The organism is Aquimarina macrocephali JAMB N27, from assembly GCF_000520995.1.
Classification (GTDB): Bacteria; Bacteroidota; Bacteroidia; order Flavobacteriales; family Flavobacteriaceae; genus Aquimarina; species Aquimarina macrocephali.
This window is the reverse complement of record NZ_JACA01000014.1, coordinates 14,309-38,922: the sequence shown is the minus strand read 5'-3', so window position 1 is coordinate 38,922 and position 24,614 is coordinate 14,309. Positions and strand designations below refer to the sequence as shown.

Below are 24,614 nucleotides of genomic sequence, written 5' to 3'. Positions count from 1 at the left end.
CGTTTAAAATGTGATGTCTAAACCTAAAAACAATGTACTTGAAATAGGTATTTCCTGATTCAATCTACCGTCTGACCCTGCTTCGGGATCTCTTTCTAATCGATCATCTTTTATAAAAGTGTATAGATTAGTTCCTTTAACATACACTCGGGCATTAGAAAGCCCTATTCTTTCTATTGAAACTAATGGAAGATCATAAGAAAGTGTTACTTCTCTTAATCTCACATAGCTTCCATCATACACAAATCTACTTGACCGTAGCGCAGAACTACCTGATTGCCCATTTCCATATACAAAGGCTGGGATATCTGTAACATCTCCTGGCTTTTGCCACCTTCTGTCATAAGTACCACGACTCACATTTCCTGTAGAAGATAAACGTCGAGAACCATCACTATTAGTAAACCTGTTCCATGTATCATATACCAAACCTCCCCAGGCAGTATATATTTGAAAATCCAGAGTAATTCCTTTGTATGAAAAAGAATTTCTAAGGCCTGCATAAAAATCGGGAGTTGCATTTCCTATAATTACCTGGTCTGCATTATTATAATTTGAAGTTACTTCTGTTCTGGTATCATCAACATACCAAAGAGCATTACCATTTGCGGGGTCTACTCCTGCATATCGTGGTAAATAAAAAGTTTCTATATCTTCTCCAATTGCCACAATACTAGTACCGCCTATTATTGGGTCGCCTCCCCTACTTAGTTTAGTAACTTCATTTTTATTTGCTGTAAAATTGAAATTTGTAGTCCATGCAAATCCTTCGGTATTCGAAACAATATTACGAGAAGTAATATCGAATTCTACCCCGGTGTTTTCCATCGATCCAATATTTTCTGCGATATTATTTCCTTCACTACCATCCTCTCCTCCATCTCCATTAGCTGCAGAAATAGGTCTCTGTCTTAGTAAATCAGTTGTCTCTCTGGTGTACCAATCAATACTACCTTGTATTCTATTATTCAAAAAGGAATAGTCTAATCCTACATTAAAAGCTTTGTTTAACTCCCACTTAATATCAGGGTTTCCTACCGATGTAAAAATCAAACCAGGATTACCATCACTATCATTAACTCTAAACAGGTTGTATATTCCTGTCTCAGGATCATTACCATTTACACCATAACTCGATCTTAATTTTAAATCATTTATAAAACCTACAGATTCCATAAATGACTCATTGGCAATATTCCATCCCAGACCTACTGACCAAAATATTGCAAATTGATTATTTTCTCCAAAACTTGAAGATCCATCACGTCGTACAGAACCGCTTATCAGATATTTATCATTTTGTGAATATTCTGCATTAAGAAATACGGAGTTTAAACCACTTTGTGCTTTATTCGTAGAAGCTAAGGTTGGAGTACTACCATTATTCAAATCTTCAAACCCATCTGGAATATTTTCTACAGTAAGGTCACTGAATTTATTTCTGGTTTTTTGTAATTCATACCCTCCAAACGCAGTTAAACTATTGTTATTCCAATCCAGGTTATAACGTAGTAAATTTCTAAACAGCCAGGAAAACAAGAAGTTAGAATCCTGTTCTCCTCTACCTAAAGGTCTTCCATCTCCATAACCGGCAGGGAGTCTTATAAACTCATCTTGAAATGTTTGATTCATATTAATCAAAGATTCAAAAGATAGATTTTTTACGATTTCATATGATAATCCTGCTCCGGCTAATATTCTATGATCAATATCTTTTCGTATTTCATCTTGCGCTTGGGCAATTGGATTATGAGTACTATTAAACCCAAAATTAAATGTACCATCCTCATTATAAGGAGATATATCTGGTCGAATTCTGTATATCGAACGAACTGGATTGGCAAACTGTCCTCCTCTTGGTCTTTCTTTAGAAATAGATTTATTATAAGAGATATTTACATCTAGTTTTAAACGATCTGTAAATTTATGATCGACTTTTAATCTGGTATTCATCCGTTCTAATTGAGAATTTAGAATAATTCCTTCTTGATTAAAGTACCCTCCAGAAAGATAAAATTTTGTGTTTTCTGCTCCTCCTCTTACAGAGAGGTTATGCTGTTGGTATAATCCATCTCTAGTAAGTTCATCATACCAATCTGTATTTACATCTGGATTAAATCCATTATCAGTCAAAAAAGTTAATGCATCGGCATCGTTATCACGTATTCCTGCATTTTGAACTCCTTCTACCAATAATTCTTGCAATTCTGAAGTGTTTAATGGTTTAAACCGTTCTGCCACAGTTGCTGATGACAAACCAGATTGAACGCTATATGAAACCTGAGTTTTACCTGATACACCAGATTTGGTTTTTATAACGATTACCCCATTAGCTCCTCTTACTCCATAAATAGAAGTAGCAGCAGCATCTTTTAAGATAGAAATTGCTTCAATATCGTTTGGGTTAAGTGATGTTACCACTGAAGAATTTGTAGTTTGAAAACCATCAATAACATATAGCGGGAATGCAGATTCAAATGATCCAACTCCTCGTATTCTTACATTGGGAGACGCTCCTGGTTGCCCACTACTTGCAGTTACTTGTACACCTGCAATATTACCTTGAATACTCTCCTGCAAAGCTGCTCTTGGGGTAGCAGTAATTGATTTTACATCTACATTTAGTGCCGAGCCTGTAAGTCTGGATTTTCGTTGAACACCATACCCGGTTACAATAACTTCTTCTAGATTACTGATATCTTCTTTTAGGGTTATATTAACAGTGTTTTTATTTACTATAATCTCCTGATTTTCAAAACCTACATAAGAAAACACCAGGGTATCACCTTGATTTGCTTCCAATTTATAATTCCCGTCAAAGTCAGTTAATGTCCCTTTATTTGTGCCTTTAATAACCACATTTACTCCAGGTAAAGGGTAACCTTCTTCGCTTAGCACATTACCGCTTACAAAATTTTGCTGCGTTTTTGTTTTATCGCTAATGGTATTTTTACTGGTTTGCTCTATTGATTTTTCTTCCATGTAATCTAATAGATTCTTAAGCGCTAAATCTGATGTTTTTACATTTCTTGGAAATAAAACTATTTGATTTTTATGAATTTTAAAATTTATATTAGTATCATCAAATAGCCCGTACAGTACTTTTTTTACCCGCTCATTAGTGGCTGTAAGAGATACTTTTCTTGAAATGTCAACCAAATTGTTATTATAAAAGAAGCGGAATTCGCTTTTTTGTTCAATCTCTTCAATGGCCATCTGCAATGTAACTTCCTCCAGGGAGATCGATATATTTTGAGAATATGTATTAAATGAAAATAGCTTTGAAATAGTAATACAAATAAGTAAAGAATAAATTTTCATAATTCTTATAAGATGTTTTCTGGATAAGAAAACTCCGGAAAGTTTTTTTTTCATAATTTTGTGTGATTTTAATTATTCTAATTCTGAGTCTAATTAAATGATTAATAGAGGAGGATGTTGCCGCATCCTCTTCTCTATTTATTATTCTGAATTTAGCATGACTTTGTTGTTTACATTTTTATAATTAATAGGTGAAGACATTTTGAGGAGTTCTAAAACCTCTTTTAGGGTAAGGTTATCAAACTCTCCTGTATACTTATACTGTAGGAGTGAATCAGATTTAATTACAAACTCTACATTATATTTTCTGTTTAGATCTAATACAACTTGTTTTAATGGAGTTTTATCAAAAATTAATTTGCCTTCTTGCCAGGCAACTATATTTTTAGAATCTACTCTATCCACCTTGATATTACTTTTTTCTTTATCAAAAACTGCCCTCTGGGACGGTTCTAAAACGATGGGTTTTTCTATTTGTTGTTGAAAAACTTCAACTTTTCCTGTCACCAATGTAGTTTCAATTTTTTCGTCTTTTGGATAGGACTTTACATTAAATGATGTCCCCAAAACTCTAATATTTATATGGTCTGTAGTAACTATAAAAGGTTTGGTAACATCCCTCTTTATATCAAAAAATGCTTCTCCTATTAAAGTAACTTTCCTAATACTATCTGTAAATGTATTAGGGTAAGTAAGACTACTATTTGCATTTAATACAATAGTAGAACCATCAGGTAAGACTACTGTTTTGTACCCGCCATGGCTTGTCGTTACATGCTTGGTGGTAGTACTAAAAATTTCTGTAGTATCAACAATCAAATTGTTATCAGGAAAAGATGTGAACATATACCACGATATAAAAGGGACTATTATCGATGCTGCAATAGCTGCATAGTAGTATCTTCTTTTCTTAGATTTCCTTGAAGAAAAACGTTGGTATTGAACATTGACGTCCATATCACTTAACGAATCCAAGGTAGAAGCAACATATTCTGCTTTTAGTAAATTGAATTGTTTTTGATGTTCGCTATCTTTCTTGATCCATTCAATTACTGATTTCTTTTCATCAGGACTGGTATCTCCCTTTATATACTTTATAAGGTCTTTTTCTTGCATTAATTACAGTCTTATATTTATACAGACGTACAAATATGTATTACCCCCCCAATTATTTTTGGTTTTTTTTAAAAAAAAGATAAAAATTCGCGTAGATGTAGCCTCATATGCTTTATAGCTTTAGACATATGATTCTCTACAGTTTTAATTGAAATATCTAATTCATCAGATATTTCTCTATTCTTTAAACCTTCAATCCGGCTTTTTACAAAAACTTTTTTGCATTTTTTAGGAAGTAATTCAATACCCGTCTGTATTCGTTGTTCTAATTCTTTCTCTAGTATAGAAGAAGCATCTTTATCTGCAAGTGCACTATGGTTTATAAATGCTTCAAGTTGTACTATATTATTCGAGCTATTAAGTTTATATTTTTTGGATCGCAAATAATCCAGGCAGGAATTTTTGGTGCTCTTAAATAGGTACCCATTAATATTAGTGGTAATATTTTTTTTGTTTTTCCAGATTTTCACAAATACGTCCTGTACTATCTCTTCTGCTTCTTCTTTATTAGAAACATAGCTTTGAGCTACATATAATAACTTACTATAATAAAGTTCAAAAAGAATTTTGAAGGCTTCTTCATTTCCTTCATTTATATTCTTAATGAAAAAGCTTTGTGTTATTTGCGATTCCTTTTTCACTAGTACAATAATTCATGATAAAGGTAAATATTTTTTTTTAACGATACTACAACAAACAATTAACATTAAAAATTTCATTTTCACAAAACCAGCATCTTTCCTCTGACATATACATATATATACAGGGTTTTTATTGGTTTTTTGTTTTTTCATAAAGGCATTAAAAAATAAGTATAACAAGAAAGTTTTACTCCATTAATTTCTATCCTTGATTCTATATACAAATTTTAGTCCGCTCCAATCTTCATCTATTGCTGCCACTTTAATATCAACTAATCCTATACTAATTAGGTAATTTCTTATAGGGTCTCTTTTAAGATCTGTAGGGATGGATGAACTTCCTTTAGGCCAACTAACCCATAACATTCCGTTCTTTTTTAAAGCAGTTTTATAAATAACCGCTACTTCCTGTAATTCCTTAAAAGTGGTACAAAAAATATGAATAAAATCTACACTTCTATTTTTAGGCTGCTTTACCTCTTCGATTCCTTTTGGTAAATCTGAAAAAAGAGTGTAATAATGATTTGGTTTTTTATATAGCATTAATATATTATCCTCTTTAATACCTAGTTTTTTAGCTAGAGGTGTACCCGAATATCCTGTTGACATAATTAAAATGCATTTACAATAAATTAATAACACTCTTTAAAGTTACTAAATGCTATGAATTAGAAGAGCTCTTAGAATTATTTTGTACCTTTTATATATTTCAATTTTTAATCATCAATATGATGTCAAACCGATAACTAATTAGGATTATACCAAAAAAGCATTGGATACCTACACAAAGTTTTTTACATTCGGCGTCAATTTGATAACACTAAATCATCTTATTATGCAAAATACTGCTTTGACAGAAATTCATACTGCTTTGGGAGCTAAAATGGTTCCTTTTGCTGGTTATAATATGCCCGTATCTTACGAAGGTGTAAATATAGAACACGAGACAGTACGTAAAAGTGTTGGGGTTTTTGATGTATCTCATATGGGAGAGTTTCTTATTACCGGTCCTAATGCATTAGATCTTATCCAAAAAGTAACTTCTAATGATGCTTCTAAGTTAGTAGACGGAAAAGCACAGTACAGTTATTTACCAAATGATAAAGGAGGAGTTGTTGATGATTTAATTGTATATAGAATTGCTGATCAAAAGTATCTTATGGTTGTTAATGCATCTAATATCAAAAAAGATTGGGATTGGATAAGCAGCCACAATACAATGAACGCTGATATGCGTGATCTGTCTGATGAATACTCTTTATTAGCTATTCAAGGACCAAAAGCTGCAGCTGCTATGCAATCATTAACTTCTGTTGATCTTGAAGCAATGAAGTTTTACACTTTTGAAGTATCTGATTTTGCGGGGATAGAACATGTTATTATCTCTGCTACAGGATATACTGGTAGTGGTGGTTTTGAAATCTATTGCAAAAATTCTGAAGTAGAACAAATCTGGAGTAAGGTATTAGAAGCTGGAGCGGATTATGATATTAAGCCTATTGGTCTTGCTGCCAGAGATACATTGAGATTAGAAATGGGATATTGCCTTTATGGCAATGATATTAATGACACTACCTCTCCTATTGAAGCTGGATTAGGGTGGGTTACTAAATTCTCAAAAGATTTTATTAATGCAGAAGCCTTAGCCAAAGAAAAAGAACATGGTGCAGAGCGTAAATTAATTGGTTTTGAGTTAGACGAACGTGGTATTCCTCGTCATGATTATGATATTGTAGACGGAAATGGAAACACTATCGGGATAGTAACTTCTGGTACTATGTCACCTTCTTTAGGAAAAGGAATCGGTCTTGGGTACGTTCCATCGGTTTTTGCTAAACCGGGAAGCAAAATAAATATTCAGGTACGTAAAAACGCAATTCCTGCAACAGTGGTAAAATTGCCTTTCTATAAAGGATAGTTTTACAATAAAAATAGTATAGTTAAGTTTCAAAGTTACAGTAGTAATATTTGGAACTTAATTTTTTTACACAATTAACATTGAAAAGAATTTTAATCATAGGAGCCAGTGGTTTTATAGGAAATGCGCTATATAAAGAGCTTAATTCTTATTTTGATACCTATGGTACATATCATACGGATAATACCTTTTTTGAAAAAAATCAAAAGTTCTTTCAGTATGATATGGAATTGGAAGATATCTCTATTTTACTGGATAATCTTAAACCTACCATTATTATTACTGCCCTTAGAGGTAACTTTAATTCACAATTGGATGCACACCAGCGTATAATACAATGGATTCAAAAACATAAATGTCGACTTGTTTTTATCTCCAGTGCTAATGTATTTGATTCTTTTAGTAACTATCCATCATACGAATATGACAAGACGCTTAGTGATAGCGTTTTTGGGAGATTTAAAATTAAAATTGAAAATGCACTATTACGATTGCCTGCTCATAAATACGTAATAGCCCGTGTACCTATGATTTTTGGTTCTACAACTCCAAGAGTACAAGAGCTTAAAACTCTTCACGACCTTAGAGCACCAATAGAAGTTTTTCCTAATGTAATTATTAATGCAACTTCTATATCAAAATTAACACTACAAATACATTATATCATTAATCGCAATAAGAAAGGAATCTTTCACCTCGGAAGTACTGATCTTATTTATCATCTAGATCTAGTTAAAGAAATTTGTGATGCCTTACAATTAGATGATCCTGTTTTCAAGCAAGTTTATGACTCAAATAATGATCGTTATCTTGCTGTTTTACCAAAAGATAATAAACTTCCTAAAAACCTTCAGATTACTACACAACAAGTTATTAATTCTGTAATTGCAAAATGACTCTTAATATATTGATAATTGATTATTAATAATATATATTCTCATTATCTTTGTATTATGATTGAAGATGGAAAAAAGATTATATTATTTGATGGTGTTTGTAACTTGTGCAACACTGCTGTCTTATTTACTATAAAACGGGATAAAAATGATGTATTTCGTTATGCTCCATTACAAAGTGAAATTGGAAAAAGATTAATTGCAGAGAGAAATATTGATCCTACAAAACTGGATTCTATACTATTAATTGATCCAAATATTGCTTACTATTATAAATCAACAGCTGCTTTACATATTGCAAAACAGCTGTCTGGTATATATCCCTTACTTTCGGTTTTTCTTATTTTACCTAGATTCCTTAGAGATTGGATTTATGATATTATTGCCAAAAACAGATACAAATGGTTTGGCAAAAAAGAAACTTGCATGATTCCAACTCCAGAGCTCAATGCTCTTTTTATAGATCAATAGTAATTGAATCATTATCTACATTCCTTCATTTGGTTTCCGGCATATTAACCGAAGAATCATTTGTTCTATGTTTTACCGTATGCTTTGTTTGATGTTTTTTTCTTAGTTCATTTGATTGAGCATCTAACTTATTAATATTATCAATATGTACAATACTAAGACATATTACAGCAAAAGTAATAAGCACTATGGGTAGTAAAAGCCGTTTCATCTTTATGAGTGTTTATGTGATACTTCAAATGTATAGATAAGAACGATACGGCGTAAGGGGATTTTAACTAAGAATGCTCAGGGGGGTTTTCCCCTGCTAAAAATATAACCGAACAGCTTTAAAAAGAAGCGTTACCTAAATCAAAAGGGCAATTCACTCAATTCTGGTTTTTATAAGAAAAGCAACACTATACATTCGCTTTGTAATTAAAACCATACTACTATGAAAACCTATACATTATTATTTTTGTTTTTTTCATTTATAATAGCATTTGGTGCTGAAAAAAAAACCGAAACTACAATAGAAGAAGTAACCGTGTATCTTGAAGGAGCACAAATAAAACGAACAGCCTCTGTGAATCTAACTTCGGGTACGAATGAGATCACATTATCAGATTTATCTCCTAATATCGATGAAAACAGTATTCAAATATCTGGATTAAAGAATACATCCATTCTTGCCATAAATTTCGCAATTAATTATCTGGAAAAGAAAAAAGATTCTGAAGAGTTAGCATCTTTTAAAAAACAACTAAAGTCAATATTACAGCAAAAAAATAATTTTAATAATAATGTATCGGGTCTTCAACAAGAACAAAAACTTTTAAATAACAATCAACGTATTGGAAGTGATGCTACTCCTATTTCCTTAGAAAAAATAAAAGAAATTTCTGCTTATTATCGAGAAAGATCAACAGCAATAGAAAACGAAATATACACACTCACTCAAAAGGTAAATGATCTAAATAATCAAATTCAAGATCTTAAAAATGAAATCAATAAACTTGAAGACCATACCAAAGAAGAACGAGGTGAGATCAAATTGAAACTAGACTCCCCTATTGCCTCTAATTTAATCCTAGAAATACGATATAACGTTACTAATGCTGGATGGTTCCCTCTATATGACATTAAATCAAACAGCACAGAGTCACCACTTAACATAACTTATAAAGCAAATGTATATCAACAAACGGGTACAGATTGGAAAAATGCAAATATCATTCTATCTACCGGAGACCCTAATACTAACAACCTAAAACCAGATCTAAATCCAAAATATTTAAATTTTACGTATCGAGGATATAGAAAAGGATACACCATAAATAAATATTCTTATAAATACAATCCAACTATAAGAAGAGTATCTGGGATCATTACAGATGAACAAGGGATGCCTCTTCCCGGAGCTAATGTAGTAGAAAAGGGAACAACTAATGGAATACAAACAGGTTTTGATGGTAGATACTCCATTAATATACAGGGTGGCCGAGAACTTTTTTTCTCTTATCTCGGGTTTAATAATAAAACGATTCCTATCCATTCTTCATTCATAGATGTAAAATTAGATGAAAGTTTAGAATCATTGGATGAAGTAGTTGTTACTTCTAAATTACGAGGAAAAATCCGTGGTCTTTCTTCCACCGAAAGAAAAGAAGAAAAAAAAGAGTACAACCAAATCGTCGAAACCAAAGAGTCGGGAATAACCAGTACCCGATTTAAAATCAAAAAGAAATACACCATTAATTCTAATGCCGATATTACCGTAATTGCTATTGACAAATTTGACATGAAAGCTGATTATCAATACTATACCGCACCAGAACTTAATGAAAACGTATTTCTTACTGCAAAATTAGGGAACTGGGAACAATTTAATCTCTTAGCAGGAGAAGCGAATATCTATTTTGAAGGTAGTTTTGCTGGTAAAACAAATATTGATCCCCTGGCCACAACAGATAGTTTAACTATTTCATTGGGTGTTGATCCAAATATTGTCGTAAAAAGAGAACAGCTCGATAATTTTAAAAGTAGATCCTTTACAGGAAGTAATAAAATCATAAATCGTGGATACAAAATAAGCATCAAGAATAATAAACAAAGTAAAATCTTTATTACTCTAGAAGATCGCATGCCAATTTCACAGAATAAAGAGATCAAACTTGATAATATAAATTCTGGTAATGCTAAGTATGATATCAAAACCGGTATTATAACGTGGAAACTAGATATTTCTTCTAACCAGAAGGTTGAAAAACAATTTTCTTACCAGGTTAAATACCCAAAAAGCAAGCAGATTAATCTTTAACGTTGAAATGTATAACGAAAACCATCTTTAAACTGCTCGTCAATGATAAACTCATCAGTCGTAATCTCAAAATTGCCTAAGTTTCTGTCATTGACGATCAGTTCCTTATTACCATCTATAGTAACAATCGAAAAAGCATAGGTTCCCGTTGGAAATAAATCTTCGGTAGAGGAACTAGCAGCATTATTATTTGTTACTTCTACTCTTTTTTTAGTATCATCAAAATCCCAAACAATAATTCCTTTTTCAAAATTCTCATTTACACCTGCAAATCCTCCTGTAATGTTTACCAGGTTCCAAATTCCTGTCAATCCAGATGGATTAGGAGCCGGATCAACCGGGTTACCATCATCATCTCCACTACAACCTATCATTGCAAATAAGAACACTATATAAATAAAATGTTTCATCTCAATTATTTTTGGTTACTATCTATATAACAGTAGATGAATTACATTTAGTATCCGTTGCGTTAACAAATGTTAAATATCAAAATATGAAACCATATCATTTTATCACAATCTAATTAAATCAAAGTTTCTGCAATGTGTTCTATTTCGTCCAAAAGAGCTACCAGGTCATCTTTCTGGGTTAATGGATTCATAATTGTAGTTCTTAAATAACGATGTTCTCCTATTGTTGTTTGAACAATATAAAACTTACCAGATTTCACTAACCATTGACGAATAGCATTGTTAAGAGTATTAAGATCTTTATTATCGGTTTTGATATATCTGAAATTAATAATATTAGCTTCTGGCTCTAGGGCTAACTCGAAAGAAGGTCGCTCATTTACCATTTTTGCAAAGATCGAACCCAGGTCATAAAGCCTATTAATATTCTTCTCGAATATTTCTTCTCCATAAGTTTTAAGGATTGTATACACCTTAATAGACATCATTAATTTTGTACATTCAAAAGTTCGTTTCCCCGAATTGTACCATTCTCTGGTATGCTGAGAATCCCAAAGATATTGAGCTTTTTGAGCAAATGTTTGATATGCATTTTCTCCTTTCTTAAAAATTAACGCTGTGTTTAAAGCTGGAGTCATTAACATTTTATGAAAATCTATAACTACAGAATCGGCACGAGATATTCCATTGGTTAGATGTTGATATTTTTTTGAGAATACCACTCCTCCTCCATGTGCTCCATCTATATGAAACCACAAGTTATTTAGTTCGGCAAAATCAGCTAATGCTTCCAAATCATCATATGATCCGGTAGCAGTAGAAGAAGCACAACCAATTAGTGCAATCACATGAAATCCATCACATTTAGCTTTATCCAGATACTTATTTAATACACTTGTATCTATTTTAAAATTTTTATCTACAGGCACTTTGATAATCCCATCACTTCCAAAACCAAGAATCCTAGCTGCTCTATCAATACAATAATGCGCTTCTTCGGAAACCAGAATTGCCAATTTTTCTTGATGTCCTTGTTCCCAAACGGCAGATGGGGCCTTGGCTTTACGCGCAGCCAATAATGCAGTGAGATTTGCCAAAGTACCTCCCGAAGTAAGGAAACCAGAAGTTTCTGCAGTATATCCAATTTTTTTTGCTACTAAATCAGTAACGATTTTTTCAATCGCATTAGCTGCCATTCCCATTTCATATACACCAGTACCATTACTTAATAAATCAGACATCAGTCCAGCCAAAGTTGAAACCAATGCAGGGACTGCAACTTGATGACCAATATATCTTGGATGATGTACCTGGATAGAGTGATCTAAAATGTTTTTAAATACATCTAGTGTTCCCGAATCTGATGCAAAGTCTTGTTTCCAATAGGCTAATTCCTCATCTGGATTACGAAAAGGCAGTACAGGATGTTCTCTATCAGTTTGAACTTTCTCTAAGTGATCCGCTAATAAATCAATAACTTGATGCCCCATTTTTCTAAAATCGGAAGGATCATAAGCTTTCTCTAATATATCTGTTTTTGGTATTGTATTCTGCATATCGTGTATTAGAATTATATCTTTTAGTATTGCACATATAAAAAAGCATTAATCGAAAAAAAGTCAGCCTGCTAAACAAGCTATTAAAGTATCAACTACATCAAAATAATCAACCAGAATGCCAGGCTGACGAATTCTGATCGAGAACTCTCCAATATGCGTAATGGATTAAACAAACATTTAAACATTTCAAAATTAGTTATCTACATTTATAATAAAAAATACTTAATTTTGATAGATTAATAACAAAAAGTTATAAATGACTCTTCAGCAAATAAAAAGTGTAGTCGTATTATCAGAGAAGTTAAATTTCACAAGAGCAGCAGAAGAACTAAACATTGTTCAACCGGCCTTAAGTAGGCAAATTAAGCAGCTAGAAGACCAGATTGGTGCTATTTTATTTATAAGAGATAAACGTAACGTAAAACTTACTCCTGCCGGACAACATTTTGTAAAGGAAGCAAAAAAACAACTTGCTCAATTAGAAAGGTTAAAAAAACAAACTATAAATATTCACAATGGGCATGCTGGAGAGATTAACATAGGTTTTACTCATTCTATAATGCAAACGATCTTACCCGAAATTTTAAAAACAATTAATTATCAAATACCGGGTATAAAAGCGGTTTTAAAAGAAATGAATAACCGTGATCAATACCTGGCATTACAACAAAACGAATTAGATATTGGCTTTGCTACAAACCCGATGGTTCCTTTTAACTTAAAAAGTAAAGTACTTCGTATTGATAATTTTTTAATATTACTACCAGAAAACCATCCTATTGATAAACATAATTATACAGATTTTTCTGTCTTTTCTAATGAGGAATTCATATTTCCATCGGTAGCAGATGGTCCTAATTATGTTCATATCCTGGAGTCTATCTGTATTGATGCTGGTTTTGCACCAAAAATTGTTCACGAAACTGATTCTGCAAGCACTAGTTTCAGGCTTGTTGAAGCTGGATTAGGAATCTCTTTCGAACCGGTATCTTCATTACAGGGGCATGAGTTTCCAATAAAAATAATTGAATTAAAAAATATAAAACAAAAGGCACAACTAACTATGATGTGGAATCCCGAAAGAGAAACGGAATATCCATTATTATTTGAATTACTTAAAAACTGGGCCGTTAGCTAAATAGAAATAATTTCTTAATTCAAACCTATCCCTGATAATCATCATCCCATTCTTTTACATGGGGTTCACCCAATTTCCCAACTGATTTTGCTACGATCATAGATACAGTAGCATCCCCAGTAACATTAACCGTCGTTCTTAACATATCTAGTGGTCTGTCTACTGCAAAGATTAATGCCAAACCAATCGGTAATTTATCCGATGGGAAACCAATTGCTTCCAATACAATAACCAGCATCACCATCCCTGCTCCAGGAACAGCTGCTGATCCTATTGAAGCCAATAAAGCAGTTAATACAATAGTAATTTGATTGCTAAAGGTTAATCCTTCTGGCCAAAGCACTTGCATAATAAATACAGAAGCTACTGCCTGATACAAACTGGTTCCATCCATATTGATAGTTGCACCAACGGGTAACACAAAACTAGATACTTCTTTATCCACACCAATATGCTCTTCTACTCTTTCCATAGTTACAGGAAGTGTAGCTGCGCTAGAACTAGTTGAAAACGCTAATAATTGTGCCGGACTGATCTCTTTTAAGAACCATAATGGAGATTTCTTAGTAATAACAGCAACCAATATGCAATAGAATACAATCATTAAAGCTAATCCAAATACGACAACACCAGCATATTTTAATAGTGCCAACAGTATATCAGGATCATCAGAAGTAACTACTACATTGGCCAATAATGCAAAAACAGCATATGGTGCTGTAAGCATAATTAAATCAACCATCTTTAATACTACATCATTTAAACTATCAAAGAATTTTTTGAGAGGTTCTGATTGCGAAGGTTTTATCAATAACATACTGATACCAAGAAAAATTGCAAAGAATATCACCTGCAACATCATCTTGTTATCACTCATAGCTTTAAAAGCATTTTGAGGAACCATATCAACAATAAATTGCAAAGGTCCACTTTCTTTTTGCCTACTTGCTTCAGCTATACGCTCTGATATTTTAGCGTTACCAGCATATTCTGTAGTTAGTTTTTCTATAGTTTCGGGAGTAATCCCATTTCCAGGTTTAAAAGTATTTACCAATAATAAACCAATGGTAATTGCAATTACTGTAGTTAAGATATAAATAACGATAGTTCTTCCTCCTATCAGTTTAAATTTTGAAATATCCTTTAGATCAGAGATTCCTTTGATTAAAGAAGCCAAAATTAACGGAACCGCAATTAGTTTTAATAGATTTACAAATATGGTCCCTAAAGGTGCAATCCAATCTCCTGTAAATCCCTTTCCCCATGAAAGTGTTGTCATCAAAAACCCGAATAAGATACCAAGTATCATTCCGATCATAATTTTCCAATGCAGTGCGATTTTTTTCATGTGAAGAATTTATTTTTTTAAGCCAAAACAGCGTCCAAGATATAAATTTAAAATAATAAAAAGGGACAGAAATTGCGAAATACGAAATAAAAGGTCTGTTTTTTTAGTATATCAGTGTTTTACAGACCCGTAACTTAAATTTATCATCTTGTATTAAAACCAGATTACCTGGTATTAATTTATTTTTTAATTGTTCTATTCATTAACCAATAATCAACAAGTACCAAAGCAGCCATGGCTTCAACGATAGGCACAGCTCTGGGTACGACACAAGGGTCATGTCGTCCTTTTCCCTGCATAGTAACGATATTACCATCTTTATCAATAGTCTCCTGATCCTGCATAATTGTAGCTACTGGTTTAAAGGCCACATTAAAATAGATATCCATCCCATTAGAAATCCCTCCTTGTATACCACCAGATAGATTAGTTTTTGTAGTTCCATCGGTATTAAAAAGATCATTATGCTGACTTCCTTTTAGTTCTGATCCAGCAAAACCACTTCCATACTCAAACCCTTTAACTGCATTAATTGATAACATAGCTTTCCCTAATTCGGCATGTAGTTTATCAAAAGCAGGTTCTCCTAATCCCACAGGTGCACCAGAAATAACGCAGCTTACAATTCCGCCAACGGTATCTCCTTCTTTTCTAATTTGTTTGATGTAGTGTTCCATTTCCGCAGCTAACTTAGGATCCGGGCATCTTACAATATTACTTTCTGTTAATGACAAATCAAGTTCGGTATGGCTTTTCTCTAATTTAATAGCACCAACACCACTTACATAAGCATTAAATTTTATATCAGACAATACTTGTTTAGCGATTGCTCCTGCTACTACTCTACTTGCTGTTTCACGAGCTGAAGAACGTCCTCCTCCTCTATAATCTCTAATACCATATTTCTGATCATAGGTATAATCTGCATGAGACGGGCGGTAAGAATCTTTAATATGAGAATAATCTTTAGATTTTTGATTTGCATTTTTAATCGCAAAACCAATTGGAGTTCCTGTCGTAACGCCTTCAAAAATACCAGAATAAAACTCCACACTATCGGGTTCTTTACGTTGTGTAACAATAGCCGACTGGCCAGGTTTACGACGATCAAGTTCTTGTTGGATAGCTTCTAAGTCAAGTGTTACACCAGCGGGGCAACCATCAATGACTCCGCCAATTGCTACTCCGTGTGATTCTCCAAAAGTAGTTACCTTAAATAGGTTACCAAATGTATTTCCTGCCATGCATACAATTTTTAGCAAATGTAATTTTTAATCTTCAAAAATACAGTAGTATTATGATATAAAAAATTGGGTTTCATTTACAAAAATTGAATGTATTTGCTAATTCTAAACTGTATCATCAATAAAATTAATATTCCTTTATTCTCAGTATCAAGCTAAAGGCTTCTTAATCTCTAATTAATATTATGACTTAATTCTTAAAGACCACATAACAATATGCTTATACTTACTTAATCCACAGTCTATAATCCGTCCTTTTCTTTGTGTACCTATTATGTTTTATATGAAAAAACGTATTGTAGAGCTTGTTGTAATTTCGGATATCCATCTTGGTACTTATGGATGTCAAGCAAAAGAGCTTCTCAACTATCTAAATAGTATCAAACCAAAAACTCTTATTCTTAACGGTGATATTATAGATATCTGGCAATTTAGAAAACGATACTTTCCAAAATCTCACCTTAAGGTTATCAAAAAGATCATTTCGTTTGCATCAAAAGGAACAGAGGTTATCTATATCACAGGTAATCACGACGAGATGCTTCGCAAATTTAGCGATGCCCAAATGGGAAATTTTAAATTAGTTGATAAACTCGTTTTGGAATTAGATGGCAAAAAAGCATGGTTCTTTCATGGAGATGTTTTTGATGCCTCAATTCAAAACGCAAAATGGTTAGCTAAATTAGGCAGTTGGGGGTATGATATGTTAATTCTTTTTAATCAAGCTATTAATTGGTTTTTGCTACGTATAGGGAAAGAAAAGTTTTCGCTTTCTAAGAAAATTAAAAATAGCGTAAAAAAAGCAGTGAAATATATTAATGATTTTGAAGATGTTGCTGCAGAATTAGCGGTTAAAAACAAATATAGCTATGTGGTATGTGGCCATATTCATCAACCTCAAATGCGGGAATATAAAGATAAAAACGGCTCCTGTCTTTATTTAAATTCTGGAGACTGGATAGAAAATCTAACCTCATTAGAATATCATGATGCAGCATGGAAATTAGTTCACTATGAAAATGAATCGATGAAAGCTTATGAAGAATCAAATGAAGAGGCAGAAAGCTTAGAAATTGATCCCGAGACCCTGCAAGCTTCTTTTATGGTAAATGAGGTAATTACATCTCTCGAGAAATCATAATTTGCAATTTTACTATTGGATTCGACCAGAGATAATTATTATTCACTTTGATGTATTTTTTTAGAATACTAATGGGTGTATGTAACGCTTCTCGTTGTTTCTCTAATATAAGTAAAGATTATACCATTATTAATAGATTAAACTCTTTAGTCTAATTTATCAAAAAGCTCTTTTGCTTTTCGAAAATTAAAATTTTTCTCATTTTTAAGAATTAACAGCAATGTATCCTTCGCTTTTTGTTTGTCTCTCATTTTTAAATATACCAAAGTAATATACCAGTATCCTTTAGAGCTATCCAAAGAATTGCTTTTTAAGAGCTTATTAAATATTTGTAACGATTTTTGATACTCTCCTATTTCAAGATAAGATACTCCCAAATAAGATAAGATATAAGGAGTAGAATCTATATTAGAAACATTGGATGAAGTATTCAAGCTATTAGAGAACACAGAAATTGCTTCTCTATATTTTTTATCAAAAAATAATTGTTCTCCTTCGGCAAGATTATCTTGTATATTACCCTGTATTGTTAAAGAAGGTAATTCACTCCAATCACTATATTCTGCATATAATGAATCTGTTGTTTGAGAAACACTAAAATATTGCACCATCAATATAATACAAATTACAGATGCAATAGCACCTGAAAAATAAACCCATTTTTTGTTTAATGATTTTTTTTCAAAATAAAGGTTTTCTGCTTCTTGTATTTTTTCTATAGTTAAAGAGTACTCTTTACTTTTTCTTAAATTTTTAATTTTATTTACCTCTTCATCATCTCTGTTATCCTCTCTTAAAACCCATTGTTTTTCACTTATAGCATATTTTAAAGTTTTCTGAACTTGTACTTCCTCTTGAAGTTCTTTATTAGACAAAATATTTAGCTCAAATGCTTCTCTATCATCAATACTCATATTACCAGATAAATATGCTTCTATTTTTTGGTAAATAATATCATCAAATTTCATTGTTATATTTCATATTAGTAAAACCGACTATCAGATTTTATCATTTTAATTAACTTGTTTTTACACTTAAATATTCGTTGCCTAGCTGTATTAATAGTAGCATAAGATAGCTCCTTGATAATCTCTTCATAAGAAACGTCATTAAAAAAAAGTGACAAAATCTCTTTACAATTATCCGATAGTAGTGCAAATTTTTCTCTATACAGCTCTAATTGTTCTTGCTCTAACACAAATAAAGCAAAATCAGTATCTTTATCTACTAGTGTAGTAATAGCATCTTTTATTACCCGTTTTTTTTGTTTTTCCAACTCTCTTCTCCAAATATTTTTACAAATTGTAAACAAATAAGCTTCAAAACAATCGATATTAAGTTTTCTTTCTCTAACTCCTATAACAATATACAATAGTGATTCTTGAAAAACATCTCTAGCCTGCTCATGATTACCTTTATTTTGTAAAATAAATCGTAATGCTTTTGGAAAAAATCTTTCATAAATCTCGACAATAACAACACTATTATTTTGCAAGAGTGCAGTGATAAACTTATCTTTTACATTTGTAATATCTTTCATGAAGTTAACCTCTTTCGTTTTCTTTTTTTATTATTGATAAGATTAAATCTAAACACTTATTTCAAAATATATAAATCAATACCCTAGAGACAAACCTTAGGAAACCAACCCCCTTAATGGAAGATTAAGCAATCATTATTTTCAATTTATTTAAAATATATGGGTAATAAATTTATTATTTATGCACCATACGATAAAAGTAACATTTAAAACACAAATAAAATGAAATGCTTAAAACCTTTATTGCCTCTATTAATAATATATTTCTTCATTTTTGGTTGTACAACTCAGGATATAGATAAACCAGTAACAGATCAGAGTTTTAGTAAAAATAATCCTGTTAATCTACCTATTAGATCTGCAAATGAATTAATTATAGCATATAAACAAGGGGTCAATACTTCCATGAAAAATAATTTAAGAAGAAAATATAACGTAAAACGATTTAAAAAATGTGATTGTACTAATGATAGAATCGAGAAATGGGAGTTTGATCCAAGTGTAGATATTGAAGGAAGAAATGATCAAATCACTCAAGAAGGAGGTATAGAAGGAACAGATTATCAATTTTTTTATACCAATGAAAATACATCACCAACAACCTTAACAACAATTACATCTAGTCATAGTAATTCATTAATTACCTCTTTTTTAAAACCTAATTCTACTATAACAATTGCTATTCTTGATACTGGTATAAATTTAAATAAACTACCATATAGAGATCCTTTTTTATATACTTCAACATCTAATGCCAGACTTTGTAAAAAAAATGAAGAAGGAGAAGAAATATCTGGTTGGGACTTTATAAATAGTGATAATGATGTATATGACGATAATGGGCATGGAACCATTGTAAGTAGTATTATTAAATCTAAATTAGATAATGAAAACATTACTGATTATCGAATATTACCAGTTAAGGTATTTGATCATTTAGGAAAAACATCCACTTTTAAACTATTATGTGGTTATTTATATACTGTAAACAAACCATCTGTTTCTATAATTAATATGAGTTTTGGATGGTATAGCGCTCCTAGTTCATTGCTTTATAAGTTTATTTCTGAAAACCCAGATATTCTTCACATATCTTCTTCTGGAAACGATAATCATAATAATGAATCTGTTGCTCATTATCCCTCTTCATACAACAACAACAATGTTCTTGGTATAGGTAGTTTTAGTTTTCAAAACAGAGCAGAAATAGTAAAATCTTCTTTTTCTAATTATGGTATTACAAGTGTAGATTTTTTATCTATAGGGGATCAAGTATCTTTTTACGATAATGATGGAGCACTTTATCTGGTTTCGGGAACTTCGTATGCGGCTCCCTTAGTAGCGGCAAAGTCTGCTATATATTATCTATCTGGATATACAACACCCGTAGAGATTACAAATCAATTACGAATTAACGGAACATTATTGATTTCTGGATCACTGCCTACATATTATGGTGATAGAGTTATTGAATAAAATACCTCTGCTTAGGTGTTAATCCTAAAGCAAATAGCTTTATTTTTTTTTAAACAAAAAAGATTCTTATTTTAGAGGAGGCTGTCTAAAAAGTAATCCTTAGCTGTCAGACTAAGCTTGTCAAAATCATTAACTGATTGATTATAAATTGGTTTTAGACAAACTTAAGGCCGACAATGCATACGGTTTTTGACTTTTTAGACAGCCTCATTCTAACCCTACAATATGCGACTTTATTACTCTTTTGTTATATATTTATTTACTCTGCCCTCCATATATACTCAAAGTACTAAAGAGTTCTCCCTAGAGATTGAATATAAAAAGTTAGAAAATTCAACTTTAGAATACAATTGTAAAATAGAGAAGATTAAGACCCTTTTAGAAAGTAAAAAAGGTATGGATAATCCAATAATTACAAGTTATTTATATAATGAATTTGGGAAATTTAATGTTAGAAATAAAGATTATGAAAATGCTATATGTAACACTAAAAAAGCATTACATATTCAAAAACAATTTATAGACACCATTCCTTATAAGGTTAATAAAAGTTATAACAACCTTGCATATATGTATCTCTATTCTGGAAACAGAACAAAAGCTTTAAAAACTTTTAAAACCCTAATTAAGCAATCCCATAAAGATAGGTATACTATCATGGCATATACCATTGGTATTAACAATCTTTATATAGAACAAGGAGACTATTATAAAGCCATAGATTATCTTAACGAAGCAGAAAATATTATTAAACAAGCTAATGATTCTATATTAAATAAAGAAAAATACCGTGTTTACCTGAGCTTTTCGCGTGTTTATTCTGAAACAATGAAAAAGGATCATTATATAAAAGCCATCGAATATCTAAAAAAAACAGAAGAAAACATCTTACAACTATCTGAGCAACTTAAAACAAAAAATCAGATAATAATCTATGCCAGATATGGCTATATCTATGATAAAATCGAACAACACCAAAAAGCAATTGATTATTATAAAAAGGCATTAACATTAAGTTTAAAAACTAATCAAAAAAACAAACATAATATTGCTACAACATATAATGCTTTAGGATACATTAATGCCAAATTAGGTAAAGATCAATTAGCTTATGAAAATTACCAAAATGCCAAACAATATGATTCCTTAAAAACCTCAATCTATGATAATCTAGGGGATTATTATTTAAAAAAGCAAAACCATGCAGATGCTTTAACAAATTACCAAAAAGCAATATTCTATGGTATAGATCAATATGATAATTTTGATTTAAAAAAACTCCCATCTATAGAGAAATTGGCGCAATCTTATGATAAGGTTAATTTAGTAAATGATCTTAAAGACAAGGCCAATGCATGGTTAGATTTTTTTTCAAAAACTAAAAATGAAGAATATCTTCAAAATGCATTAGAAACCATTACTCTTGCTGATAAATTAATAGATATTATTAGATTAGAAAGTACCGAACAACAGTCTAAATATTTTTGGAGGAAAAAAGGCATTGATCTATATATGCTGGCCACTTCTATTTGTTATGAATTACAGGATGCAAAAAAGGCTTTTTTCTTTATGGAAAAAAGTAAATCTTTATCCTTACTAGAAAATTTAACTCATGAGGAAGCCAAAAAGAGAGGGGGACTTCCTGAGGTCCTTCAAGAAAGGGAATATAGCTTAAAACATAAAATACATGAAACCATAGAACTACAAAAAATAGATACATTACTCTCTGAACCCGAAAAGCAATCTTTACTATTTAAACATAAAAAAGAATACCAAAACTTTATTAGTTCTTTAGAAAAAGAATATCCGGGCTATTTTCAATACAAAAAAGAAATAGCAATTTCTTCATTTAAAGAAAGTTATTCTAAAATCATATCTTCTTCAACAGATTTAGTACAATATATTATTACAAAAAATGAAGGATATGGTATTTATATAAATAAAGAAGGGGTTAACTTTTTTGAAATACAAGACATAAAACAATTACACAAAGAAATTAAATTTATTAATAAGTTTAGCACTAAACCACTTACCACGCAACAACAATTAGATGCTTTTAGCACGACATCTTTTTCTGTTTATCAAAAATTATTTCCTTTCGATAATGCTAATACTCTATTAAAAAACAAAAAGCTACTAATAATCCCTGATTATATATTGCAAAACTTTCCGTTTGAAACTCTAATTACAGCTCCTCTTCCCCAAAAAAAACGAACACCTTACTTAATATATTCTACAGAGATAAGCTATGCTTATTCTATGTCTTTATTAAAAAAGGTAGAGCAAAAAAAAAGAAACCCTACTTCTAACCTTATTGCATTCGCTCCTATACATTTCCAAAAACACAAGTTAGCTAGCTTGAATAGAAGTGAGTATAAAATGAAAGAAATACAAAAGTTATTTCCTGCTAAAATATTATATCAAGAACAAGCTTTAAAATCAAGTTTTATTAACAACGCTAACACATTTAATATCATACATCTATCCACCCATGCAAGTTCTACTAGTAATCATGATCCTTGGATAGCATTTTATGACGAAAAAATCACTCTAAACGAGTTATATTTTGTTAAAAATCAAGCAGATTTAATAATCTTAGATGCATGCCAAACTAGCATCGGTGATATACAACCAGGAGAAGGTGTCATGAGTTTATCGCGTGGTTTTTTTCAATCTGGATCCAAAAATGTAATCTCTTCATTATGGAATACCAATGAAAAATCAAGTTCAGAAATTATTCTTGATTTTTACAACCACCTAAAAAAAGGAAAAACAAAATCAGATGCATTAAGAAAAGCTAAACTTAGATACCTAAAAGAACATCAATTATCAGAAAACTCTCCATATTTTTGGGCACCATTAATTTTAACCGGTAGTATTGAAAACGTTACCTCTACTGTAAACAACAATAGTCATAACTATCTTTTTTTGGCTGTGTTTTTACTTATTATTTTATTAATTGGTAGTAGTATTTGGTATTATTACAAGTCATAATATGCTTTTAGAATTGTAAGCAATTACCATTCTAAGTCCGTTTAAACTACATTTTTATGTTATTTTATCAGACTCAGAATGATAAAAACCACTAATCTAAATAAGGAAATGTATTTTTGATACTTCCAAAATTATAATTAGTCACACCACCAACATCCATTATCAATAAATGCCCAAAAGAAATCAAATGAACTAAACCCTCCAAACTCATTGCCACACCAATGAATTCTTTGTGAACTTATAGGCTTTCCATCATTCAAAACTCCTTCAAATACAGATACTGGTTCGTTATTGTACCTATGCCAAACATAAATCAATTCATCATTAACCAAATGTTCTGTATAGGCTATTCCTGTAAATTTGGCTTCAACAATTTGATATTCCTTTAAATCCTTTTTAGTAATATTTAAATCTTCAAAAAACGATTCTAAAGTTACTTTTCTTCCTACAGGATAATCTTTAGTTTTTATGATACCATAATCTTCATGATAATCCAAAGTAATTTCTTTTCCTCTAAAAGGAACTTTTACTTCCCCATATTCAAAATTACTTCTATCTACTTTGTATACTCCAGCAGGAATGGTAATTTCTTCCATTCCTAAATGTCTAGCCAGTTTTTTTCGTAGTATTACATCTTCTTTTAGTATAAAATCAGGCTCTTCTAAGCTTCTCGAAAACACCAGATGTAGTTTATCTCCCTCTATACGAAACGCTATTACTCCATTATCTTTATTCTCATTGCCATTCATCAACACCTTAAATGCTTCATGTAGTTGGTTTGCAGAACTTATTTGTCCTCCATTATTAAAAATAGACCCCCAACCAATAACAATATCTCCATCTCCATCTTTAAAACATACACCCGGACCTGTAGCACAGCTTCCAAAACTAAATTGCCAGTCCATAGATAAAGTCCATGGTGCCATGTGTACTCCTGAGTGTTTATACTCTGCGTTTTCTTTTTGAATAGAGATTATTTCTTCCTCTTTGGAACAAGCAAATGCAATAGCTAAAAATAATAAGAGCAATAATCTTGCTAAATGATTTTTCATGATTTTTGGTTTTAATTGTACCCTACTCTTTTTATATAGGTTTTTCG

The 24,614-nt window shown here is 31.3% G+C and carries 20 protein-coding genes; 8 read left to right on the top strand and 12 right to left on the bottom strand.

The window, feature by feature from the left end; genetic code table 11:
• Window positions 1–3: 3 nt before the first annotated feature.
• From Z054_RS0110690 to Z054_RS0110675, 4 genes are all read right to left on the bottom strand, one after another.
• Window positions 4–3,375 carry a TonB-dependent receptor gene (locus tag Z054_RS0110690; protein WP_024770059.1) on the bottom strand — a complete coding sequence of 1,124 codons (3,372 nt, stop codon included), beginning with the start codon at window positions 3,373–3,375 and terminating at the stop codon, window positions 4–6.
• Window positions 3,376–3,462: 87 nt separating this feature from the next.
• On the bottom strand, window positions 3,463–4,437 hold the full coding sequence (locus tag Z054_RS0110685) for a FecR family protein (protein WP_024770058.1): 975 nt from the start codon (window positions 4,435–4,437) through the stop codon (window positions 3,463–3,465).
• Window positions 4,438–4,505: 68 nt separating this feature from the next.
• Complete coding sequence (locus Z054_RS0110680; protein ID WP_024770057.1) at window positions 4,506–5,078, bottom strand: RNA polymerase sigma-70 factor; 573 nt, start codon at window positions 5,076–5,078, stop codon at window positions 4,506–4,508.
• Window positions 5,079–5,273: 195 nt separating this feature from the next.
• Window positions 5,274–5,687: a hypothetical protein gene (locus tag Z054_RS0110675; protein ID WP_024770056.1), complete on the bottom strand. Its 414-nt coding sequence runs from the start codon at window positions 5,685–5,687 to the stop codon at window positions 5,274–5,276.
• Window positions 5,688–5,913: 226 nt separating this feature from the next.
• Here Z054_RS0110675 and gcvT point away from each other — a divergent pair, with 226 nt between their 5' ends.
• From gcvT to Z054_RS0110660, 3 genes are all read left to right on the top strand, one after another.
• The gene (gene gcvT / locus Z054_RS0110670) at window positions 5,914–6,996 is read left to right on the top strand and encodes a glycine cleavage system aminomethyltransferase GcvT (RefSeq protein ID WP_024770055.1); all 1,083 of its coding nucleotides are present in this window, start codon (window positions 5,914–5,916) and stop codon (window positions 6,994–6,996) included.
• An 80-nt stretch (window positions 6,997–7,076) separates the two neighbouring features.
• Window positions 7,077–7,892: a sugar nucleotide-binding protein gene (locus tag Z054_RS0110665; protein WP_024770054.1), complete on the top strand. Its 816-nt coding sequence runs from the start codon at window positions 7,077–7,079 to the stop codon at window positions 7,890–7,892.
• A gap of 57 nt (window positions 7,893–7,949) precedes the next feature.
• Window positions 7,950–8,363, top strand: a complete 414-nt coding sequence (locus Z054_RS0110660) for a thiol-disulfide oxidoreductase DCC family protein (RefSeq protein ID WP_035091447.1) — start codon at window positions 7,950–7,952, stop codon at window positions 8,361–8,363.
• A gap of 25 nt (window positions 8,364–8,388) precedes the next feature.
• On the opposite strand, the gene Z054_RS0110655 is transcribed toward Z054_RS0110660, so the two are convergent.
• On the bottom strand, window positions 8,389–8,574 hold the full coding sequence (locus tag Z054_RS0110655) for a hypothetical protein (RefSeq protein WP_024770052.1): 186 nt from the start codon (window positions 8,572–8,574) through the stop codon (window positions 8,389–8,391).
• A 222-nt stretch (window positions 8,575–8,796) separates the two neighbouring features.
• On the opposite strand from Z054_RS0110655, the gene Z054_RS0110650 reads away from it, so the two are divergent.
• Window positions 8,797–10,662: a DUF4139 domain-containing protein gene (locus Z054_RS0110650; RefSeq protein ID WP_024770051.1), complete on the top strand. Its 1,866-nt coding sequence runs from the start codon at window positions 8,797–8,799 to the stop codon at window positions 10,660–10,662.
• Here the strand turns inward: Z054_RS0110650 and Z054_RS0110645 are convergent.
• Together Z054_RS0110645 and Z054_RS0110640 are read right to left on the bottom strand one after the other, a co-directional pair.
• Complete coding sequence (locus Z054_RS0110645) at window positions 10,659–11,072, bottom strand: hypothetical protein (protein WP_152538524.1); 414 nt, start codon at window positions 11,070–11,072, stop codon at window positions 10,659–10,661. The two genes, Z054_RS0110650 and Z054_RS0110645, sit on opposite strands and share 4 nt — an antisense overlap.
• 116 nt (window positions 11,073–11,188) lie before the next feature.
• Complete coding sequence (locus Z054_RS0110640) at window positions 11,189–12,631, bottom strand: pyridoxal phosphate-dependent decarboxylase family protein (RefSeq protein ID WP_024770049.1); 1,443 nt, start codon at window positions 12,629–12,631, stop codon at window positions 11,189–11,191.
• Window positions 12,632–12,890: 259 nt separating this feature from the next.
• Here Z054_RS0110640 and Z054_RS0110635 point away from each other — a divergent pair, with 259 nt between their 5' ends.
• Window positions 12,891–13,772 (top strand): LysR family transcriptional regulator, encoded by an 882-nt coding sequence (locus Z054_RS0110635; RefSeq protein ID WP_024770048.1) that lies wholly within the window; start codon window positions 12,891–12,893, stop codon window positions 13,770–13,772.
• 25 nt (window positions 13,773–13,797) lie between these two features.
• Here the strand turns inward: Z054_RS0110635 and Z054_RS0110630 are convergent, their stop codons facing one another.
• Together Z054_RS0110630 and aroC are read right to left on the bottom strand one after the other, a co-directional pair.
• Complete coding sequence (locus tag Z054_RS0110630) at window positions 13,798–15,120, bottom strand: dicarboxylate/amino acid:cation symporter (protein WP_024770047.1); 1,323 nt, start codon at window positions 15,118–15,120, stop codon at window positions 13,798–13,800.
• Window positions 15,121–15,299: 179 nt separating this feature from the next.
• Entirely contained in the window at window positions 15,300–16,364 is a 1,065-nt protein-coding gene (gene aroC / locus Z054_RS0110625; RefSeq protein ID WP_024770046.1) for a chorismate synthase, read from the bottom strand.
• 283 nt (window positions 16,365–16,647) lie between these two features.
• On the opposite strand from aroC, the gene Z054_RS0110620 reads away from it, so the two are divergent.
• Complete coding sequence (locus Z054_RS0110620; RefSeq protein ID WP_024770045.1) at window positions 16,648–17,505, top strand: UDP-2,3-diacylglucosamine diphosphatase; 858 nt, start codon at window positions 16,648–16,650, stop codon at window positions 17,503–17,505.
• Between the two features lie 146 nt (window positions 17,506–17,651).
• On the opposite strand, the gene Z054_RS0110615 is transcribed toward Z054_RS0110620, so the two are convergent.
• Together Z054_RS0110615 and Z054_RS0110610 are read right to left on the bottom strand one after the other, a co-directional pair.
• Window positions 17,652–18,473: a tetratricopeptide repeat protein gene (locus tag Z054_RS0110615; RefSeq protein WP_024770044.1), complete on the bottom strand. Its 822-nt coding sequence runs from the start codon at window positions 18,471–18,473 to the stop codon at window positions 17,652–17,654.
• 14 nt (window positions 18,474–18,487) lie between these two features.
• Window positions 18,488–19,045 carry an RNA polymerase sigma factor gene (locus tag Z054_RS0110610; RefSeq protein WP_024770043.1) on the bottom strand — a complete coding sequence of 186 codons (558 nt, stop codon included), beginning with the start codon at window positions 19,043–19,045 and terminating at the stop codon, window positions 18,488–18,490.
• Window positions 19,046–19,267: 222 nt separating this feature from the next.
• Between Z054_RS0110610 and Z054_RS0110605 the strand changes: the two genes are divergently transcribed.
• Together Z054_RS0110605 and Z054_RS0110600 are read left to right on the top strand one after the other, a co-directional pair.
• Window positions 19,268–20,521 carry a S8 family peptidase gene (locus Z054_RS0110605; RefSeq protein ID WP_024770042.1) on the top strand — a complete coding sequence of 418 codons (1,254 nt, stop codon included), beginning with the start codon at window positions 19,268–19,270 and terminating at the stop codon, window positions 20,519–20,521.
• Between the two features lie 396 nt (window positions 20,522–20,917).
• A complete protein-coding gene (locus Z054_RS0110600) occupies window positions 20,918–23,515 on the top strand; it encodes a CHAT domain-containing protein (protein WP_161635279.1) in 2,598 nt (865 codons plus the stop codon).
• A gap of 137 nt (window positions 23,516–23,652) precedes the next feature.
• On the opposite strand, the gene Z054_RS0110595 is transcribed toward Z054_RS0110600, so the two are convergent.
• Window positions 23,653–24,567: a hypothetical protein gene (locus Z054_RS0110595; RefSeq protein WP_024770040.1), complete on the bottom strand. Its 915-nt coding sequence runs from the start codon at window positions 24,565–24,567 to the stop codon at window positions 23,653–23,655.
• Between the last annotated feature and the right edge of the window lie 47 nt (window positions 24,568–24,614).

Coding starts and splice junctions, on each gene's coding strand:
- Z054_RS0110690 (WP_024770059.1), bottom strand. CDS start 3,375: ATGAAAAAAAAACTTTCCGGAGTTTTCTTATCCAGAAAACATCTTATA.
- Z054_RS0110685 (WP_024770058.1), bottom strand. CDS start 4,437: ATGCAAGAAAAAGACCTTATAAAGTATATAAAGGGAGATACCAGTCCT.
- Z054_RS0110675 (WP_024770056.1), bottom strand. CDS start 5,687: ATGTCAACAGGATATTCGGGTACACCTCTAGCTAAAAAACTAGGTATT.
- gcvT (WP_024770055.1), top strand. CDS start 5,914: ATGCAAAATACTGCTTTGACAGAAATTCATACTGCTTTGGGAGCTAAA.
- Z054_RS0110660 (WP_035091447.1), top strand. CDS start 7,950: ATGATTGAAGATGGAAAAAAGATTATATTATTTGATGGTGTTTGTAAC.
- Z054_RS0110655 (WP_024770052.1), bottom strand. CDS start 8,574: ATGAAACGGCTTTTACTACCCATAGTGCTTATTACTTTTGCTGTAATA.
- Z054_RS0110650 (WP_024770051.1), top strand. CDS start 8,797: ATGAAAACCTATACATTATTATTTTTGTTTTTTTCATTTATAATAGCA.
- Z054_RS0110645 (WP_152538524.1), bottom strand. CDS start 11,072: ATGAAACATTTTATTTATATAGTGTTCTTATTTGCAATGATAGGTTGT.
- Z054_RS0110640 (WP_024770049.1), bottom strand. CDS start 12,631: ATGCAGAATACAATACCAAAAACAGATATATTAGAGAAAGCTTATGAT.
- Z054_RS0110635 (WP_024770048.1), top strand. CDS start 12,891: ATGACTCTTCAGCAAATAAAAAGTGTAGTCGTATTATCAGAGAAGTTA.
- Z054_RS0110630 (WP_024770047.1), bottom strand. CDS start 15,120: ATGAAAAAAATCGCACTGCATTGGAAAATTATGATCGGAATGATACTT.
- aroC (WP_024770046.1), bottom strand. CDS start 16,364: ATGGCAGGAAATACATTTGGTAACCTATTTAAGGTAACTACTTTTGGA.
- Z054_RS0110620 (WP_024770045.1), top strand. CDS start 16,648: ATGAAAAAACGTATTGTAGAGCTTGTTGTAATTTCGGATATCCATCTT.
- Z054_RS0110615 (WP_024770044.1), bottom strand. CDS start 18,473: ATGAAATTTGATGATATTATTTACCAAAAAATAGAAGCATATTTATCT.
- Z054_RS0110610 (WP_024770043.1), bottom strand. CDS start 19,045: ATGAAAGATATTACAAATGTAAAAGATAAGTTTATCACTGCACTCTTG.
- Z054_RS0110605 (WP_024770042.1), top strand. CDS start 19,268: ATGAAATGCTTAAAACCTTTATTGCCTCTATTAATAATATATTTCTTC.
- Z054_RS0110600 (WP_161635279.1), top strand. CDS start 20,918: ATGGATAATCCAATAATTACAAGTTATTTATATAATGAATTTGGGAAA.
- Z054_RS0110595 (WP_024770040.1), bottom strand. CDS start 24,567: ATGAAAAATCATTTAGCAAGATTATTGCTCTTATTATTTTTAGCTATT.